General features: G+C 62.9%; 18 protein-coding genes. 13 read left to right on the top strand and 5 right to left on the bottom strand.

The genetic code is table 11. From position 1 onward, the window contains the following. Positions 1-138: 138 nt before the first annotated feature. From AC07XP_RS04495 to AC07XP_RS04475, 5 genes are all read right to left on the bottom strand, one after another. Positions 139-585, bottom strand: a complete 447-nt coding sequence (locus tag AC07XP_RS04495) for a hypothetical protein (protein ID WP_495263935.1) — start codon at positions 583-585, stop codon at positions 139-141. A 236-nt stretch (positions 586-821) separates the two neighbouring features. Continuing rightward, positions 822-1,262 carry a hypothetical protein gene (locus AC07XP_RS04490; protein ID WP_495263934.1) on the bottom strand — a complete coding sequence of 147 codons (441 nt, stop codon included), beginning with the start codon at positions 1,260-1,262 and terminating at the stop codon, positions 822-824. A 189-nt stretch (positions 1,263-1,451) separates the two neighbouring features. Beyond that, entirely contained in the window at positions 1,452-2,714 is a 1,263-nt protein-coding gene (locus tag AC07XP_RS04485; protein ID WP_495263933.1) for a type II restriction enzyme NmeDI-related protein, read from the bottom strand. A 103-nt stretch (positions 2,715-2,817) separates the two neighbouring features. After that, complete coding sequence (locus AC07XP_RS04480; protein ID WP_495263932.1) at positions 2,818-4,227, bottom strand: heavy metal sensor histidine kinase; 1,410 nt, start codon at positions 4,225-4,227, stop codon at positions 2,818-2,820. Continuing rightward, positions 4,224-4,907 carry a heavy metal response regulator transcription factor gene (locus tag AC07XP_RS04475; protein WP_495263931.1) on the bottom strand — a complete coding sequence of 228 codons (684 nt, stop codon included), beginning with the start codon at positions 4,905-4,907 and terminating at the stop codon, positions 4,224-4,226. The genes AC07XP_RS04480 and AC07XP_RS04475 overlap by 4 nt, the downstream gene beginning before the upstream one ends. A 193-nt stretch (positions 4,908-5,100) precedes the next feature. On the opposite strand from AC07XP_RS04475, the gene AC07XP_RS04470 reads away from it, so the two are divergent. The 13 genes from AC07XP_RS04470 (at position 5,101) to AC07XP_RS04410 (ending at position 15,806) form a co-directional block, all read left to right on the top strand. Further along, a complete protein-coding gene (locus AC07XP_RS04470; protein ID WP_495263930.1) occupies positions 5,101-5,496 on the top strand; it encodes a hypothetical protein in 396 nt (131 codons plus the stop codon). A gap of 175 nt (positions 5,497-5,671) precedes the next feature. After that, positions 5,672-5,989: a hypothetical protein gene (locus AC07XP_RS04465; protein WP_495263929.1), complete on the top strand. Its 318-nt coding sequence runs from the start codon at positions 5,672-5,674 to the stop codon at positions 5,987-5,989. 158 nt (positions 5,990-6,147) lie between these two features. Continuing rightward, the gene (locus AC07XP_RS04460; protein ID WP_495263928.1) at positions 6,148-6,483 is read left to right on the top strand and encodes a hypothetical protein; all 336 of its coding nucleotides are present in this window, start codon (positions 6,148-6,150) and stop codon (positions 6,481-6,483) included. Further along, positions 6,480-7,904, top strand: a complete 1,425-nt coding sequence (locus AC07XP_RS04455; RefSeq protein ID WP_495263927.1) for a TolC family protein — start codon at positions 6,480-6,482, stop codon at positions 7,902-7,904. Before AC07XP_RS04460 ends, AC07XP_RS04455 begins: the two co-directional genes overlap by 4 nt. A 22-nt stretch (positions 7,905-7,926) precedes the next feature. Continuing rightward, entirely contained in the window at positions 7,927-9,342 is a 1,416-nt protein-coding gene (locus AC07XP_RS04450; RefSeq protein ID WP_495263926.1) for a multicopper oxidase family protein, read from the top strand. Between the two features lie 41 nt (positions 9,343-9,383). Beyond that, positions 9,384-9,875, top strand: a complete 492-nt coding sequence (locus AC07XP_RS04445; protein ID WP_495263925.1) for a cupredoxin domain-containing protein — start codon at positions 9,384-9,386, stop codon at positions 9,873-9,875. Between the two features lie 77 nt (positions 9,876-9,952). Next, positions 9,953-10,327, top strand: a complete 375-nt coding sequence (locus AC07XP_RS04440) for a copper-binding protein (RefSeq protein WP_495263924.1) — start codon at positions 9,953-9,955, stop codon at positions 10,325-10,327. Between the two features lie 51 nt (positions 10,328-10,378). After that, positions 10,379-11,230, top strand: coding sequence for a methyltransferase, TIGR04325 family (locus AC07XP_RS04435; protein WP_495263923.1), 852 nt, complete (start codon positions 10,379-10,381; stop codon positions 11,228-11,230). 49 nt (positions 11,231-11,279) lie between these two features. After that, positions 11,280-11,672 (top strand): hypothetical protein, encoded by a 393-nt coding sequence (locus tag AC07XP_RS04430; protein ID WP_495263922.1) that lies wholly within the window; start codon positions 11,280-11,282, stop codon positions 11,670-11,672. A gap of 62 nt (positions 11,673-11,734) precedes the next feature. Next, on the top strand, positions 11,735-12,394 hold the full coding sequence (locus AC07XP_RS04425; RefSeq protein WP_495263921.1) for a c-type cytochrome: 660 nt from the start codon (positions 11,735-11,737) through the stop codon (positions 12,392-12,394). 564 nt (positions 12,395-12,958) lie between these two features. Then, positions 12,959-13,288 (top strand): four-helix bundle copper-binding protein, encoded by a 330-nt coding sequence (locus AC07XP_RS04420; RefSeq protein WP_495263920.1) that lies wholly within the window; start codon positions 12,959-12,961, stop codon positions 13,286-13,288. Between the two features lie 24 nt (positions 13,289-13,312). Then, a complete protein-coding gene (locus AC07XP_RS04415; RefSeq protein WP_495263919.1) occupies positions 13,313-13,699 on the top strand; it encodes a DUF305 domain-containing protein in 387 nt (128 codons plus the stop codon). 130 nt (positions 13,700-13,829) lie between these two features. Further along, on the top strand, positions 13,830-15,806 hold the full coding sequence (locus tag AC07XP_RS04410; protein ID WP_495263918.1) for a multicopper oxidase domain-containing protein: 1,977 nt from the start codon (positions 13,830-13,832) through the stop codon (positions 15,804-15,806). The last annotated feature ends 101 nt before the right edge of the window (positions 15,807-15,907 follow it).

The following is a 15,907-nucleotide window of genomic DNA, read 5'->3' as shown; positions in this document are numbered from 1 at the left end:
GGGATCTCCTGACGACAAACCCCGTGGGGTCGATGTCGGGCCGCTGCGCCACGCCAGGAGAACCCGTGCGGACGGCAAGCCACGACCGATGTGCCGTCCGGCTCGCGAGGAGCCGTCGGCGCAGCGTCGATCAGTGGATCAGGTTCGGTAGACGCAGTGCAAGATGGCGTGCGGGGGCGATGCCGCAACCAGTGCACTCAAGGAAGCCGCCGCATGGCATGGAGGCTGTGTCGCCTCGGGCGCCCAAGGCGTCAGGAGAAGCGGCGCCAGCAGCGCGACGGGGATCGTCAGCGTAGATGCATGGTCGCTTTGCTGACCGAATTTGCAGTGCTCTGCACACAGGTTGGCAGAGCCTGTATCTGTCATGCCGACCATGTCGCCGCAGGGAGGCGCCTGCGTGGCCGCGTCAACGCTTGCATCGACAACCGCAGTCGTGTCACCGGCCATTTGCATCGAGGCAGTTGGGTCCGTGCCCATCGCGCCCGACGAGAATGCCGGGCAGGCATAGGCGGCAATCGACAACTGCGCGAACAGCAGCACACCGATCAGGCCGCGGGCGATCAGGTGCACCAGCCGGCGTGTCATGACCCCATCCTTGGCAATGCCGACCAAAGCATATTCGTGACGCGGGGTGCGCCACGAACCTGCCTGGAAAGGGTTGCGATGGGAGCCATGGAAGGACGTGTGGAACGCTGTGTATGGAACCGGTGCGCGCGAGGTAGTTCCGCGAATTCTAGGCCTTGTCGCTCAAACCGAACCGCAAGTCGCGGCAAAAAGCGCGACTTGCGGTCTCGGGCGCTCCAGGGCTGTGCGCCAATCCATCAGCGGCTGGCGGTTGCCGCCGACCGCGAGCCCTGTCGCGTGATGCGTTCCACCAAGGCGCCGAACTCGGGGCCGTTGCGCAGGCGTGCGTACTCGGCGGCGGCCTGTCTGTAGGCGGGGTGAGACAGGTTGGCGCCTGCTTCACCGTTGGTGGCCGCAGCCAAGCCCGAACGAATCCAGGTCAACGTGTCGGCCTGAACCATTGCGCGGCTGTTGGCGCCGACGCTCGCGACAGCCCGCGGATTGCCTTCGGGGTAGCCTTGGTCTGGCGAGTTCTGCAGCCAGCTTCGCGTGTCCGAAGCCACGGCGGCGCGGCTGGTGCTGGAAGTCAGCGGCACGGGACGGGGGTCACCCTCTGCATAGTTGCCAGCGAGCGCGGGGCCGGCGATCGCGCTGAGCAGCGCGGCCAGCGTCAGGGAGGTCTTGAGAGAGGTCTTCATGATTCGATCCTTTGGCAAAGAGTGGGCAATGTTCCCGGTCGAGGCAAGCACAGCTGAATGTGCTTTGCCTCTCTCCGTAGAACCAACTCTAGGTCGCAGGTCGGCGAATTCCCGCACGCGAAGATTACAGTTGCGTCATCCAGCGCGTTCGTCGACGAGCCTGGTGATCAAGCCTCCAGCGCTCGGGTCTCAAAGCAGATGCGAAATCTCGCTCAAAGGCTTCAACCCCGAACCGAAACGGCCGATCGCTTCGCGGTGGTTGCCGAGTTCGCTGTAGGGCAGATACCGGATGCCGAGCTCGGCGACACGCGAAAACGCCGGACGGCGCAGCTGAAGCCGCACGTCGTCGCGTCGCGCATCGGGTGCCACCAGGAACATCGACACCCCGGCGCCCAACTCCGTGCCCAGTGCAAGGTCCAGCATTCGCACAATGCCCGAGTAGATCGAGGTCGAGTGTTCCACCTCGAAGGCTGCGGCGATCTTGGAGCCGTCGGCTTCCACCCAGATCACGTCGATCAGACGCACCGAGTCCAGGCCAGGCTGAGCTCCCGAAGGCAACTGCGTCAGGCAGCCGTCGCCGAGTCGCCCTCCTGCATAGCTGCGGCCCTGGTCGTTGGATGCGATCCAGACGCCGAAGCCGAGCGACCTGCCCAGGTCGCGCAGCCATCCCTGAATTTCCGTGTGGGTCGCGTCGCTCTCGCGCTCGGCGGCCCAGCGTTTGTGTGCGGCGGCCGATTCCTCGCGGACTTTCTCGAGATCGGCCTCCCAGCCCCGGATGGCCGCTGTATCGTCGTCGCGCGGCGGTGCCGCGTACCGCCCCGAGCCGATGTCGAAGAGCAGGCCGGCCAAGGCGCCCATGTCGTTGGACAGCAGCCGGCGGTGCTGCGCATTCAGGCGGAGACAGCCTTCGCGCATCGAGAGATAGTGGTCCCACTTGCCAAGCTTGACGTTGCTGCCCGTGACGGCGTTGTAGCCCTTCACGATCGCTGTATTGAATGGCATCACGATCGTGGGATGGACGAAGTACAGAAGATTCGCCACGGCCGGCCCGAGGCCCTTGATCTGATGCGCGTCGATCCGGCGGATGGCTTCGACCACCTCCTCGGCGCTGTCACAGCAGTCGCAGGCATGCAGTAGTCGGGCGAAGGCACGCTGGTTGGCGGCGTTCTCGTAGATGTCGGGAATGCGCAGCTTGGGCTTCCAGAGAAACGCGTGGTCAGCGCCCTTGAATATCTGGCGCTGTTCCGCCACCGAACCCACGACCGTCTCGAGCGAGGAGCCGCGGAATGCGCTGCCGAAGGTACCTGCATCGATGTCCTTGACCACCTGGGCCAGGCCGCGGCGAATGGATCGGAAATTTTTCAGCCTCTCATCCCACAGAAACCACGAGTTGTAGGTGCTCAACGAATCGGTCTTCCAGTGACCGATGAGAACTTCAAGACCGATAGTCATGGGGGAAAAAGAGCAATGCGCAGTGCGCGATAGCGCCGATTGAACCACGGCCCCTGCTGCAGCCGGCATGCAATTTCGGCGCGCCGACCAGGTTGGCCGCGGATCAGTTTTTCGACACCGCCATGGAAAAGCTGATCTCAGTGACGCCCGAACGGGAGGTGGCTCGGGTTTGGCCTCCATGCATTCGCGCGATCGCGGCGACGATCGCCAAGCCCAGTCCGTGGTGCTCGGACGAGTCGGTGCGGGAGCGCTCCGCCCGGAAGAAGCGTTTGAAAAGACTGGGTAGCACGTCGGCGGGGACCGGCTCGCCGCGGTTGGCAACCTTGACCCAGACACCGTCGGGCTGCGTGTCGATCACGACCGCGATGGTCGAGCCCGGCGTCGCATACCGGCTCGCGTTGCTCAGCAGGTTCGACAGCGCTCTACGCACCAGACCGGCGTCGACACCAATGCGCGCATCGCCGCTGACATGTACCTTCAGCCCCACGTCTTCGAGCGTGGCCTCGTGAAAATCCAGTACCGTGCGCACCTGATCCGCCAGACTGACAGGCGCCGAGCGGCGAGCAACAGCGCCGCGGTCCGCATGGGACAGAAAGAGCATGTCGATCACGATCGCGGAGACGCGCCTTGCTTCTTCCAGCGCCGACAGCAGCGCGTCGCGCAGCTCCTCGATCGACCTCGGCCGCGCCAGTTCGACCTCTACCATCCCGACTAGGTTGGCCAGCGGCGTGCGCAGTTCGTGCGCAACGTCCGCGTTGAACGACTCCAACTGCTGGTAGGCCTGTTCCGCCCGGTCGAGCACCGCGTTGAACTGAGCGACCCAGGGGGTAATTTCGGAGGCATACGGGGAGGGATCAATGCGCAGTCCCGGATGCGCGGGCCCCGTGGCGGCAGTCTGCTGAATCAGCTTCTTCAAGGGTTTCAGGCCCCGGTGCACCAGCAGCGCACCGGTCAGGGAGATCATCGCGGACCCCAGCACGACCGCACCGACCAGTGTCCAGGCCAACCGACGCAGGAGCCGGTTGTCCTCCTGGATGTCGATGCCCAGTTGCAGTTGCATGGCGGCATCACTCGGCTGCGCCTGGAGCTCCTCAGTCGGCTTCCAAAGCCAGCGTGCGGATGCCCGGGTCGGCCTGGTCGAGTAGATGGTCTCGTCGCCGCGGCGCAGCACCAGGCTGATCTCGGCATGAGTGAGAAAGAAATCGTCCAGCTTGTGGCGCAAGCCGTCCGGCCCAGGATCGCCGCGCGACTCCTGGATCAGGTGCCGGATCAATTCGGACTGGCGCTCAAACTCGCTGGCCTGCTTGACCTGAAAGCTCCATGCCGTGACGGCGTAGATCGCCAAACAGACGAGGCTCAGGCCGATCAATGCCTGCGCCGCAAACCAGCGAGACAGCGCGACCTGGATGGAGCCTGTGCCTTCGATATTGGAGGTTGCCTCGGCTTTCGCTGGTTTGACGACCGCAGGGGAGGGCGAGGCACCGGGCTCGCGGATGGCTTCGCCGGCGTTCACGATCCACTGCCCTGTCGGCTCTCAAGCACGTACCCCATGCCGCGCACCGTGTGCAGCAGCTTCTCTTCGAAAGGATCGTCGATCTTGCTGCGCAGTCGCCGGATCGCCACTTCCACCAGGTTGGTGTCGCTATCGAAGCTCATGTCCCAGACTTGATCTGCCAGTTGCGTGCGCGACAGCACGTTGCCCTGGCGCCTCATGAGCAGCGTCAGCAGCGCGAACTCCTTGGCGGTCAGCTCCAGGCGATGCCCGTTGCGCGTCGCCTTACGCGCCACCACATCGAGGTTCAGGTCTTTGAGCGTGTAGTTGGACACCTCATGGAGTTTGCCGCGGCGCAGCAGTGCCTGGATTCGTGCCAGCAATTCGGAGAACGCGAACGGCTTGGCAAGATAGTCGTCCGCACCGCTTTGAAGTCCGCGCACCCGATCGGTTACTTCGTCGCGCGCCGTCAACATCAGCACAGGCATCGACTTGGATTTGCGCAGGGCCTCCAGAACGGCGAACCCATCGATGCCCGGCAGCATCACGTCCAGCACCAGGAGGTCGTAGTCCCCATCGAGCGCAAGACTGCGCCCCTCGATGCCCGTGCGCGCGAGGTCGACCACGAAGCCGCTCTCGGAGAGACCCTTCACGAGGTAGGCGCCCAGCTTGTGTTCGTCTTCGATGACCAGGATTCGCATCGTCGAATGCTACGGCGCGGGGTCGTGTGCGTGGATTACTTCTTTGTAATCCAAGTGGCGGGTGACTGGCGGACTGGCTTCCTAGAGTTCATTGCATGCCAGCCAGTTGACTGGCATCGCCGGCTCGGTGGTCGATGCCGACGCGTTCAGTGCAGCTCGCAAAGTCCGAGCCATTCGTTGAAGGAGACCTGTAATGAAGAACCGCCAAATCCTCTCGTTCGCACTCGCCGCCGGCGTGGGCGCTGCCTTCGTCGCGCCGCTCGCGGCCTATGCGGAAGGCCCGTCGCACTTCGCCCCCAACGAAGCCGGCGTGGTCTATCACCCGGGCGAAGCCGGATCGGGAAAAACTGCAGCGCAGGTGTCGACTGAACTCGCGGATGCGCAGAAAACCCCTGCCGGGGCCAGCATGCTGCGCTGGGGATCGATGAGCACGCCAAAGGTCGGGGTCTCCAAGTCGCGCGCCGAAGTGGTGGCCGAACTGGAAGCCGCGCAAAAGCAGCCCAACTGGGATGCAGCAGCAAGGTACGGAGCACCTCTGCTTGCGCCCAAGGCTGACGCGAGCAAGGGCCGCGCACAAGCACAACCCTGAGGGCTGCGTGTAGGACTGGATGTACGTACAGACCATCTGACACACCGCTCGATCTAGAATTCGCCACATGCACCGGGTTCGCCTGTTCGTCCTTTGGATCATGATGTTTGCCGTACCCTTCCAGGGGTACGCTGCGGCAGCCATGGTCTTTTGCGGACCTGGACACGCTGGTGCAATGACGGAAATGTCCGTCGAGCGGTCCGGGATGTACGACCACGCCCAATATCCGCATGCGGACGGGCGCAGCGATCATCACCACGAGGCGTCACAGGCCGCCAAGCCACCCGCGAAAGACAGCCTCGCCAAGGCTGCAAGCGCGGAACCTGACGCGCTGCACAAGTGCGGCACCTGCGGCGCGTGCCATGCCACGGCGCTGACCAGCACGCTGGAACTGGCCGTCTTCCACGACCTTCCCCGCGCCGATCTGGCGGAGCCAGCCATCACGGTGGCCACGCTCGCGCCGCGCGTTCTCGACAAGCCTCCTCGCTTCTGAGGCGTTCGTGCGCCCGTGATCCGTCACGGGGTCGCCGCGGACGCTCATGCATCGCTGCGCCATGCCTTCAGGGCAGTTCTGGCGCATCCCGTTCATGATCTTGCGAGGACTCTATGTTCCATTCATCGTCGGCCCGTCGGCTGGCAGTTTTCCCCGCCGTGGCTGCGTTCGCAGCCCTGGCAACGCTGAGCGCCGCTGTCGCCTTGGCTCAGCCTGCATCCGCGCAGCCCGAGGCGGCACCCACATCAGTGCCACCTGTACTGACCTACAGGTCCGCGCTCGAGGGCTATCGGCCCTTCGCTGACGAAAAGCCCATCCCCTGGAAGGAGGCCAACGAGACGGTCTACCGCCGCGGCGGCTGGCAGGCCTACGCCAAGGAAGCATCGGGCACGGGGTCGGTAGAGGCCGAATCGCCCAAGGGCGCAACCGCTGCACCTGCCGGGCAACCAGGCCATTCGATGCCGATGCCGCCTGCGAAGAAGGAGAAGCCATGAAGCGCGCTTTGCGTTTGACGGCTATCGCCGTCGCGGCCGCCTTCCTGGCCGGGTGCGCGTCGGTCAGCATCGACGATGCTCTGAGCGAGACAAACACCAATGCTCAGCAGTTCACCGGTGGAAAGCTCGAGCTCAGCCGGACCCAGGAGCAGCGCGACCGCCGCGCTGCGTTGACGCAGGATCTGCTGACCAAGCCATTGTCGCAGAGCGATGCGGTTCAGCTTGCGCTGGCCAACAGCCCGTCTGTCCAGGCGCTGATCGCGCAGAGCTGGGGTGACATTGCCGCTACCAACCAGAGCAGCCGACTGCCAAACCCGATCCTGTCGTTCGCGCGAACTCGACTGAACAGCGAACTCGAGCTTGAGCGTCTGCTGTCCTTCGGACTGGTGGACCTCATCCTATTGCCGCAACGCTTGTCGATCTCCAGAAGCCAGGCCAGCCAGGCCAAGGTCCAACTGACCAGTGCCGTCGTCGACCAAGTCACGCAGGTCAAGCAAGCCTGGGTCCGTGCCGTTGCCGCGCAACAGTCGCTGCAGTACGCCGAACAGGTCAACAAGTCAGCCCAGGCCAGCGCCGAACTCGCGCGCCGGATGCAGCTCATCGGCAATTTCTCCAAGCTGCAGCGTGCACGCCAACAGGTTTTCTACGCCGACGCGACCACCCAGCTCGCCTCGGCTCAACACGAGACTACCGCTGCGCGCGAAGAGTTGATTCGTGTCCTCGGGCTGAACGATGAGCAGGCTGCCAAGTTGACTCTGCCCGAACGTCTGCCAGACCTGCCCAAGGCCCCTCGCGAGGCGAAGGAAGTCGCGGCGACCGCGACCGAGCAGCGTCTCGATGTCCAGCTCGCACGTGCCCAGCTGGACGTGGCGGGCAAGTCGCAAGGCATCAACCTGCTGTCGACCTTCATCGACGTCGAAGTGGGTGGTCGTCGCGACACCGTGTTCGACAACGCGGAGGGCACCAAGAGCACGCGGCGCGGCTTCGAGCTCGACATCCGGCTGCCGCTGTTCGACTGGGGATCGGCGCAGCGCGATATGTTGAATGCGCAGTCTCTGGCCGCGGCCAACCGCTACGACGCCACCGTGCGCGGCGCCTCTTCGCAGTTGCGCGAAGGCTACTCGGCCTACCGTACGGCCTACGACATCGCGCGGCACTACCGCGACGAGATCGTGCCGCTGCGCCAGGCCATGGCCGACGAGAACGTGCTTCGCTACAACGGCATGCTGATCGGCGTCTTCGAACTGCTCGCCGAAGCGCGCGACCAGATCTCCAGCGTGACCAACGCCATCAACGCCCAGCAGCAGTTCTGGCTGGCCGACGCTGCGCTGGCGGCCTCTGTGATGGGCAAGCCCACGTCCACGGGCGCCTCGATGGCCAGTTCAGGTGGCGAAAGCGCCTCTGCTGGCGCAGCCCACTGAGCCCACAACCGATTCGAACGACATGACCAACAGACGCAATTTCCTGAGCGGCGCCGGTGCCATCACGGGTGCCCTCGCGGCCGCGAGCGTGAGCAAGGTGGCGATGGCCGCGCTGCCCGAGCCCGTGCTTCAGACCACGCCCAACACCATGCCGCCGCTGATGCCCGCGAGCGGGCGCCCCTACAACCCCGTGGTCACACTCAACGGCTGGACGCTGCCCTGGCGCATGAACAACGGCGTGAAGGAGTTTCACCTCGTGGCCGAGCCTGTGGTGCGCGAGATGGCGCCGGGCTTCAAGGCCAACCTCTGGGGCTACAACGGCCAGTCGCCCGGTCCGACCATCGAGGTGGTCGAGGGGGACAGGGTACGGATCTTCGTGACCAACAAGCTGCCCGAGCACACCAGCGTGCATTGGCACGGCCAGCGCCTGCCCAATGGCATGGACGGGGTGGTGGGCCTGAATCAGCCGCCCATCCGGCCCGGCAAGACCTTCGTCTACGAATTCGTCGCGCGCCGGCCTGGCACCTTCATGTACCACCCGCATGCCGACGAGATGACGCAGATGGCTATGGGCATGATGGGCTTCTGGGTGACGCATCCCAAAGCCGAGCATCCGCTGATCGAGAAGGTCGACCGCGACTTCGTGTTCCTGCTCAACGCCTACGACGTGGAGCCCGGCAGCGCCACGCCCAAGATCATGACGATGCTGGACTTCAACCTGTGGTCCTGGAACAGTCGGATCTTCCCCGGCATCGATTCGCTCAACGTGCGGCTCAACGACAAGGTGCGCATCCGCATCGGCAACCTGACGATGACGAATCACCCGATGCACCTGCACGGGCACGAGTTTCTTGTGACGGGCACCGACGGCGGCCCGACCCCCAGGAGCACGCGCCAGTACGAGGTGACGACCGACGTGGCAGTCGGCCAGATGCGCCAGATCGAATTCCTCGCCGACGAGGAAGGCGACTGGGCCTTTCACTGCCACAAGAGCCATCACACGATGAACGCCATGGGCCACGACGTACCCACCATGATCGGACTGGACCATAAGGACGTGGCCAAGCAGATCACGAACCTGGTGCCGGACTACATGGTGATGGGCGAGCGCGGCATGGCCGACATGGCCGAAATGGAAATGCCGATCCCCGACAACACCGCGCGAATGATGACGGGCGAAGGTCCGTTCGGCTCGGTCGAGATGGGTGGCATGTTCAGCGTCGTCAAGGTGCGCAAAAACCAGAAGGCCGGCGACTATTCCAACCCCGGCTGGTTCAAGCATCCCAAGGGCACCGTGGCCTACGAGCTCGATGGCCCGGCGCCCGAGACCTCGCGCCAGCGCGATGCCGGCGCAGCTGCGATGCCCGCGAAGAACATGCCCGCCAAGAACATCGAAGTCCAGATTCGCAAGCCGGGCGGTGGACATACCGGCCACTGATTTTCTCTCTCCCTCCCAACCTCAACACTCAAAGGAAACACATGAAACACACACTCCGCAATACCGCGCTCGCTGCCTTGGTGGCACTGGCCGCCGCCGGCGCTTCCGCATCGGGCACCCATGCCGGCGGTCATGGTCACGATGCCGATGAGGCGATCGGCAAGCCCGGCGTCGTCGCCAAGGCCACGCGCACCATCAACGTCGACATGACGGACAGCATGCGCTTCACGCCCGCCGACATCACCGTCAAGCAAGGCGAGACCGTGCGCTTCGTGATCAAGAACTCGGGCCAGATCAAGCACGAACTCGTGCTCGGCACCGAGAAGGAGCTCAAGGAGCACTACGAAGCCATGAAGAAGAACCCCGAGATGGAGCATGCCGATCCGAACATGGTGACGTTGGCCGGCGGCAAGACCGGTGAGATCGTCTGGCAGTTCACCAAGGCCGGAAAGGTCGACTTCGGCTGTTTGCAGCCGGGCCATTACGACGCCGGGATGAAGGGCGCCGTGAAGGTGACCAAGGCCGGCAAGTAAAGGGCGACGCTTCCGCTGCGGCCTTCCATCAAGGGAGCAGCGGGACTCCAGATTCATTCATATCCAAGGAGAACTTCATGTCGAACATTCGCATCGCAGTCTTGGCATTCGTTGCCGCACTTTCGTTTGTTGGCGCGGCCAACGCGCAATCGTCCAAACCCGCGTCTGACATGCCCGGCATGGCAGACAAGGCACCAGCAGCAGGCGCTGCTGATTCGGCTGCAGCATCGGAGCTCACCGATGGCGAGGTCCGCAAGGTGGACAAGGACAACAAGAAACTCACGATCAAGCACGGTCCGCTGAAGAACCTGGACATGCCCGGCATGACCATGGTGTTCGGGGTCAAGGACGACGCCATGCTCGACAAGGTCGAGACCGGCGCCAAGGTCCGTTTCCAGGCGGAGAAGATCGACGGAAAGATCGTCGTTACCAAGATCGAAGCAGCCCGCTGAGCGCATCAGAAAACCCGGCCGGCAGTGAACGCTGAAAGGACGGAGAAAAACATGGCGTACTCCAGTGCTTCGCAAGTCGTTCGGCAAATCCTTGAGGGGCCGGTCACCCGGCCAGCGTTGCTGCGCTGGCGGCGTCGACAGTTTTTCTCCGAGGCTGGTTTTGCCAGCTACTTCGGCGTCTTCAAGGACTTCGCCCAGGCGCGGGACTGGCTTCCTGTCAATCCGGAATTCGACCATGCGGCCTTGGCGGCCGAGTACGTGGAAATACGCACGAAGAAGGTTTTTGCCTACGACTATCCGGTGATGTGGTGGCTTGACCGTGCATTCAGAGACGGTGCCACCAAAGTACTCGACATCGGCGGATCGGTCGGTGTCCACTACTACGCCTACCGCCGCTATTTGGAGATGCCGCACGACTTGTCGTGGCGTGTCGTCGAAGTACAAGCGATCGCTTCCATCGGCCGGGAAATGGCCAGCCAGGCAGGGGCCGGTGCGCTGAGCTTTTCAGACACAGCTGCCCTGGAGCAGATGCTGGATGGCAATGACATCTGGATCTCTGCAGGAGCCCTGCACTATCTGGAAAATGCGCACCCTGCCGATCTACTTGCAGAGGGTGAAAATCGTCCGCGGCACATCTTGCTAAATAAGCTGCCCCTGTACGACGGCGAAGATTACGTCACGACGCAGAACATCGGCGACGGATGCTTCTCACCGATGTATGTCTACAACCGCCAGCGCTTTATCAACGATATCGAGACGCAGGGCTATGTCTTGCGCGACGAATGGCAAGTTCACGAGCGCGCCATCCATCTCCCAGGTTTTCCTGAGCGTTGCGTGCCGGTGTTCAGCGGTCTCTATTTTCGCAAGCTGGACGGCGCAAGCCAAAGCGGCAATGCCTCCTAGCCGGTCTTGGAGTCATGAGCTGCAGGTTGTTGCTGCCGATATGACGAAGATGAAACACGCCATCATCGGCAAGGCGCGTCCTGTGGCAACAGGAACTCTCAGCATGGCAGTCTCCACCGGTCTGTTGGGCTGCGCCGGTTTCTACCAGCAGCATCGCGATTTTCAGGACGGCTGGCGTACAGGCGAAATTGTCGAGATCGGCCATGCGAGCGAGATTCAGCGGAGCGCTCGCACGGATTGCAGGAGGATGGCCAGCTCCGACGAGCTTGCACGACATCGCTTCGCCATCCTGGCCGATCGTTCCACGGGGCAGCGCCACGCGCACATCGTGATGCTGGATCCTGCGACATCCGTCGAGTTGGGCGACTTCATTTCAGCCAACGTCGTCAGGTGCAGTGCGCCCATTCGCGTCTTGCCGCATGCACAAGCACCGCGTGGGTGATTCGGCCACCGCACGATCTCCAGCCATCTTTGTAGCCAGCCCGCCCACGACTTGAACACCCCATGAAATTGTTCGCTCCCCTTTTGCTCGCCGCTCTCGGCTGGCTTGCCTCCAGCTCCTCTTTCGCAGCCGATCCCATGCCCATGGCCGCTACCGAGAAGGCCCCCGTCAGGCCGGCCAAGGCAGACATCGCAAACGGCGAAGTCGTCTTCAACGCAAAATCATGCGCCGCGTGCCACAGCGCCGACGGGAATTCGGCCATCCCCGCCAATCCCAAGCTGGCTCAGCAACATCCCGAATACCTGGTCAAGCAGCTTCAGGAGTTCAAGTCCGGCAAACGCAAGAGCCCGATCATGGCTGGCATGGCGGCGATGCTTTCCGAGCAGGAAATGCGCGATGTCGCCTGGTTCCTCGGTTCCAAGCCCGTCAAGCCCGGGTTTGCGAAAGAAAAGGATCTGGTGGCGCTGGGCGAGAAGATCTACCGCGGCGGCATTGGGGACCGCAGTGTGCCGGCCTGCGCGGGCTGCCACAGTCCCAACGGTGCCGGCATCCCGAGCCAGTACCCGCGGCTTGGCGGACAACACGCCGAATACATCGCCGCGCAGTTGACATCGTTTCGCGATGGGATGCGACTCAACAGCGTACTGATGAGCGGCGTTGCAGCGAAGCTCAACGATCGTGAAATCAAAGCAGTGTCCGACTACATCGCAGGCTTGCGCTAAGCATCGATCAGCGAGTACCTGAAATCATCATGCAGCCAAGCCAGCGCTTTCCCCTCACGCTCCTGCTGCCGCCACGCGCACGCACCGATGGCTGGCAAGCTTAGGGGTGACGCATGTATGTGACAGGCCGTTGGGTCTCCACGAATGTGGTGAGCACCATGTTCATTGCCTGGATTGTGGGTGTGATCGTTTTCGTGGCGTTCGTGTATTGGCAGCGCCGCAAACATCACAAGAACCGATCGAGCGACGACAGAGGTCGAAAAGCTCGCTCGAGTGCATCCAGGAGGTCCAGCCGGGGCAAGCGATGAGGCTGTTGGCCAGTCGCCGCCATGACCGGGTTGTCGTCCGACAGACGCCTGCGTGGGTCTTGGGCACTCTGCGATCAGGTTCAGGGTCTTCGCACGGTCGACATCCGTATCGGCGTTTACATCGAGGCAGATCGCCAAACAGCTGCTCGAAGTTTTCCACGCACGCGCGATCCGCAGGGTCGCGCAGGCCGGGACGGTTGCGTCGTCCCTCTTCGCCGGCCGCTGGCCGCTGGCCGCTACGCAAAAGGAGATAGTCATGTCACATGAAACCGACGCTGCCTGCATCGAGGCATGCAACGAGTGCGCCATCGCATGCAATCAGTGCGCGGCGGCCTGCCTGAGTGAGGACAACGTCAAGATGATGTCCCGGTGCATCGCGCTGGACATGGATTGCGCTGCGATCTGTCAGCTCGCCGCCGCCGCGATCGCCCGGGGCAGCGAGCATGCGAAAGAAATTTGCGGACTGTGTGCCGACATCTGCGAAGCCTGTGCGGAGGAATGCGGCAAGCACCAGGCGCCGCATTGCCAGTCCTGTGCTACGGCCTGTCGTGCCTGTGCGATTGCCTGCCTTGAAATGACACATTGAATTCACAACCGCCAAGGAAACGCCATGAACTCCCTGCCTTTCAAGACCTCGGCGAGCGCCGTGGTGCTCGCGGCCTTTGCGCTGACCGCGGTAGCGCAAACTCAACCCTCCACGCCACCGGCGCCGATGGCCATGTCTCCAGCGCAAATGCAAAAGGGCAGTGGCTCGGATGAGATGATGAAATCAATGAAGAGTGGCATGGACGGCATGCAGAAGATGCAGATGTCGGGCGACACCGACAAGGACTTCGCGATGCTGATGAAGATGCACCACCAGCAAGCGCTCGAGATGGCCAAGCCCGAGATCGCGCATGGAAAATCGCCGGAGCTCAAAGCGATGGCACGCAAGATCATCAAGGATCAAACCAAGGAAATCGCGCAGCTGGATGCGTGGATGAAAAAGAACCCTTGATCAGCTAGCGGTGCCTTTGTGCAGGGCCCGCGCGCATGAATGTCCAGCGCTTGCCCGACCCCGCACGGTGCAAGGTGATCAGCAGCGGTTGAAGCATCGGCGCGCCTGAATCCAACCACTGAGGATTTCCATGTTCGTTCAACCCATCGACTACTTCCTGGCTGTCTGGTTCGTATTGGCGGCCCTGTCCACCGCCTACGTCGCCTGGGACCAATTGCGCCACAACCCCGAGCCGGTCGTGATGAAGTGGGGGTTCATACTCGTCACGCTCTACCTCGGTCCGCTGGGCTTGCTGCTCTACGTGATGGCGGACAAGGAGCCGGCCCCCGGCGAGCACGAAGAGTTCGTCAAACCGCTGTGGAAACAGGGCGTGGGCTCCACGATCCACTGCGTGGCGGGCGATGCAACGGGCATCATCCTGGCGGCGGTCGTAACCGCGGTGCTGGGCCTGCCGATGTGGATCGACCTGATCGTCGAGTACGTTGCCGGCTTTGCTTTCGGCTTGTTCATTTTCCAGTCGCTCTTCATGAAGAACATGATGGGCGGCACCTACTGGGAAAACGTCAAGAGGTCGTTCATGCCGGAGTTCATCAGCATGAACGCGATGATGGCCGGCATGGCGCCGGTGATGGCGCTGCTCATGATGGGCCGCGACATGCGGGCGATGGATCCGACCGAACTCGTCTTCTGGGGGGTGATGTCGCTGGGCGTGGCCGTCGGGTTTGCGGTGGCGTATCCGGTGAATGTCTGGATGGTGTCCCGGAAGATGAAGCACGGGCTGATGACCGAGCGTCGGCCCGAGAAGAAGCCCCAGGCGCAAGCTGATGTGGCCACGGCACCCGGGCATACCCCAGCGCATGCGCATGACTCCACGCCTGTCGCCGCAGCCGCCCCCGCAGCCCAACAGGCCGGCCACGAACCGAGCGCCCATCCCGCGCTGGACAAGCCGCGCGACAAATCGGGCCATGCGCAGGGAGGTCACGGCGGCCACAGCATGCGGCCGAATGTGACGCGGCCGCAGCTGGCGGCCGTGACGATGACCACCACGCTCATGCTGCTGGCCGGCATGACGATACCCGCGATGTTCGTGAACATGCGTCTGTCGAACCGGGACGTTGGTGGCGCCATCATGCCTCCGTCGATGATCATGGGCTGGGACACGCCCGGCCAGGCGATGCGCGACATGTCGGCCATACACCCACGCGAGATCGCACACATCGCTGGTGCGAAGACACGCGGCGACGTGGATCTTGTCCCCACCCTGGGCAACGGCGTCAAGGTATTCAACCTCGAGACCAGCGTCATCCGTTGGAACATCCTGCCGGACGTGACCGTCGAGGGCTACGCATTCAACGCGACGATTCCAGGCCCAAGGATTCGCGTCACAGAAGGCGATCGGGTGCGCATCAAGGTGACGAATCGATTGCCCGAGAGCACCACTGTGCATTGGCACGGGCTGATCCTGCCGAACGAGATGGACGGCCCGGCCAAGATCACGCAGCAGCCGATTCCACCCGGTGGCTCCTACACCTACGAGTTCACGACCGAGCAGGCAGGTACGTTTTTCTATCACTCGCATGACCATGTAGACCGCCAGCAGGCCTTCGGTCTGTATGGGGTCCTGATCATCGATCCGAAGAACGCCGAGCAGCCACCCAAGGCGGATCACGAGTATGTGATCCAGCTGCAGGAATGGCTCAAGCGCGAAGGCCTGACCTATCCGGCGATGCTGATGGAAGGCGGATTGCCGAACTACTTCACCATCAACGGCAAGGCATTTCCCGCCACCGACACGGTGAAGATGAAGGTCGGCGAGACCATTAAGCTCAGATTCGTGGGCAGCAACAACAACTTCGTGCACCCCATGCACGTCCACGGTGGCCCGTTCACCGTCGTTGCGAGGGACGGCTATGTGCTGCCTGAATCGGCGCGGTTCCAGGTGGATACGGTAAACGTCGGCCCGGGTCAGCGCTACGACGTCATCTGGAAGGCCCTGCGGCCTGGCAAGTGGCTGGTCCACTGTCACATTCCGCACCACACGACCAACAACAACGTCGAGCAAGACGGAGGCGGCGGCCTGATGATGGTCCTGGAGGTGGAATCCTGAATGCGAGGAAGCACATTGTTGGAGGATCTGGCGACAGAGATTCGCTTGACCTTCACACGATGTCAAGCCTGATACTGGGGTCACTTTCAATCAAGGAGTCT

The sequence above is a fragment of the Variovorax sp. GW531-E2 genome (genome assembly GCF_059423125.1).
This window is presented reverse-complemented; position numbering and strand designations above follow the sequence as displayed.

Bases quoted from the DNA above. Each gene is read 5' to 3' on its own strand.
- AC07XP_RS04495 (WP_495263935.1), bottom strand. From the start codon at position 585: ATGACACGCCGGCTGGTGCACCTGATCGCCCGCGGCCTGATCGGTGTG.
- AC07XP_RS04490 (WP_495263934.1), bottom strand. From the start codon at position 1,262: ATGAAGACCTCTCTCAAGACCTCCCTGACGCTGGCCGCGCTGCTCAGC.
- AC07XP_RS04485 (WP_495263933.1), bottom strand. From the start codon at position 2,714: ATGACTATCGGTCTTGAAGTTCTCATCGGTCACTGGAAGACCGATTCG.
- AC07XP_RS04475 (WP_495263931.1), bottom strand. From the start codon at position 4,907: ATGCGAATCCTGGTCATCGAAGACGAACACAAGCTGGGCGCCTACCTC.
- AC07XP_RS04470 (WP_495263930.1), top strand. From the start codon at position 5,101: ATGAAGAACCGCCAAATCCTCTCGTTCGCACTCGCCGCCGGCGTGGGC.
- AC07XP_RS04465 (WP_495263929.1), top strand. From the start codon at position 5,672: ATGACGGAAATGTCCGTCGAGCGGTCCGGGATGTACGACCACGCCCAA.
- AC07XP_RS04455 (WP_495263927.1), top strand. From the start codon at position 6,480: ATGAAGCGCGCTTTGCGTTTGACGGCTATCGCCGTCGCGGCCGCCTTC.
- AC07XP_RS04450 (WP_495263926.1), top strand. From the start codon at position 7,927: ATGACCAACAGACGCAATTTCCTGAGCGGCGCCGGTGCCATCACGGGT.
- AC07XP_RS04445 (WP_495263925.1), top strand. From the start codon at position 9,384: ATGAAACACACACTCCGCAATACCGCGCTCGCTGCCTTGGTGGCACTG.
- AC07XP_RS04440 (WP_495263924.1), top strand. From the start codon at position 9,953: ATGTCGAACATTCGCATCGCAGTCTTGGCATTCGTTGCCGCACTTTCG.
- AC07XP_RS04435 (WP_495263923.1), top strand. From the start codon at position 10,379: ATGGCGTACTCCAGTGCTTCGCAAGTCGTTCGGCAAATCCTTGAGGGG.
- AC07XP_RS04430 (WP_495263922.1), top strand. From the start codon at position 11,280: ATGAAACACGCCATCATCGGCAAGGCGCGTCCTGTGGCAACAGGAACT.
- AC07XP_RS04425 (WP_495263921.1), top strand. From the start codon at position 11,735: ATGAAATTGTTCGCTCCCCTTTTGCTCGCCGCTCTCGGCTGGCTTGCC.
- AC07XP_RS04420 (WP_495263920.1), top strand. From the start codon at position 12,959: ATGTCACATGAAACCGACGCTGCCTGCATCGAGGCATGCAACGAGTGC.
- AC07XP_RS04415 (WP_495263919.1), top strand. From the start codon at position 13,313: ATGAACTCCCTGCCTTTCAAGACCTCGGCGAGCGCCGTGGTGCTCGCG.
- AC07XP_RS04410 (WP_495263918.1), top strand. From the start codon at position 13,830: ATGTTCGTTCAACCCATCGACTACTTCCTGGCTGTCTGGTTCGTATTG.